1 protein-coding gene is annotated in these 1419 nt (G+C 69.7%); it reads left to right on the forward strand.

Translation table 11 applies throughout. The features are described from left to right. Positions 1-340: 340 nt before the first annotated feature. Positions 341-1419, forward strand: a 1079-nt coding sequence (locus ACOADB_RS14055) for a chorismate-binding protein (RefSeq protein ID WP_378599668.1), incomplete at its 3' end; no start/stop codon positions are given.

Here is a 1419-nt window from a genome sequence, read left to right on the forward strand (position 1 = left end):
CCTGCACGCGGCCCTCGCCGCCGGCAGCGATCCGGCCACCGCCCTGCATGAGGTACGACGCGCCGCCGTACCCGGCTCGGTCGAGGCCGCCACCGCCGCGGCCTTCCTCGCCCTCGGCGTCTGAGCGGGCGGGCGAGCTGTAACACGCTGTCCGCTCGACTACCCGACCGATGTCAGTGCTAGCAACCCGCCACAGACGCGAATTTGCGAGGGCAACGGTCGGCCAGAGGGGCGGACAGCGTGTTACAGCCCAGCCGGCCCGGTCGACCCGAACCCCCGATCCCGGCCGTAGGGCGAAACCGGGCGGCGACCCACCGTCCACCCCGAATAGGCTTCACCCATGTCGGATCAGACCAGCACCAGCCTCACTGCCCGGGAAGCCATCACGGCCATCCAGGGGCACGAGGCGTGGGCGATCATCCGGCGCTCGACCCGGGCAGGTGATCGCGACACCGTCGGCGTGCTCGGCGGCACCCGCAGCACCGCCGAGTCGATCATGGACATCCCGCTCGAGACCGGCGTTCCCGAGGTCGGGCACATCTGTGACCGGCTGGTCGCCGTACCGTTCCGGCAGGTCACCGAGCGCGGGTTCGAGGCACACGACGACGGCACCCCGCTGGTGGTCGTCGACGTCCAGGCCGAGCACGAGTTCTCCGTCGCCGACGTGATCGCAGCGATCGACGAGGTGCCGGTCGAGTTCACCGACCGCGGTGGCTTCGACACCGACGACGACGAGTACGCCAAGGTCGTCGAGTCGATCATCAGCGAGGAGATCGGCCAGGGCGAGGGCGCGAACCTCGTCATCGGCCGCAACTACCGAGCCGTGGTCGCCGACTGGAGTGCGGACGTCGCGCTCACCGTCTACCGCCGCCTGCTCGAGCGCGAGCGCGGCGCGTACTGGACGTTCCTCTTCTTCACCGGCGACCGCTACCTCGTCGGCGCCAGCCCCGAACGCCACGTCAGCGTCCACGGCGGCGACGTCCGGATGAACCCCATCTCCGGCACCTTCCACCTGCGCCCGCCCGCCGGCGAGACGCGCAGCACGGAGGAGCGCCTCGCCGAGTTCCTCAAGGACGAGAAGGAGATCTACGAGCTCTTCATGGTCGTCGACGAAGAGCTCAAGATGATGTGCGACATCTGCACCGAGGGCGGCCAGGTGCTCGGCCCGTTCCTCAAGCCGATGACGCACCTGATCCACACGGAGTACCTCCTCGCCGGCCGTACGTCGCGCGACGTGCGCGAGGTCCTGCGGGACACGATGTACGCCGCCACGGTCACCGGTTCGCCCGTGGAGAACGCCTGCCGGCTGATCAAGCAGTACGAGCCCGAGGGTCGCGGCTACTACGGCGCCGCGCTCGCTCTGTTCGGGCGCGACGCCGCCGGTGAACCTGTCGTGGACAGCCCGATCGTGATCCGTAC

It is taken from the genome of Nocardioides sp. CPCC 206348 (assembly GCF_048654705.1).
Lineage (GTDB): Bacteria > Actinomycetota > Actinomycetes > Propionibacteriales > Nocardioidaceae > Nocardioides.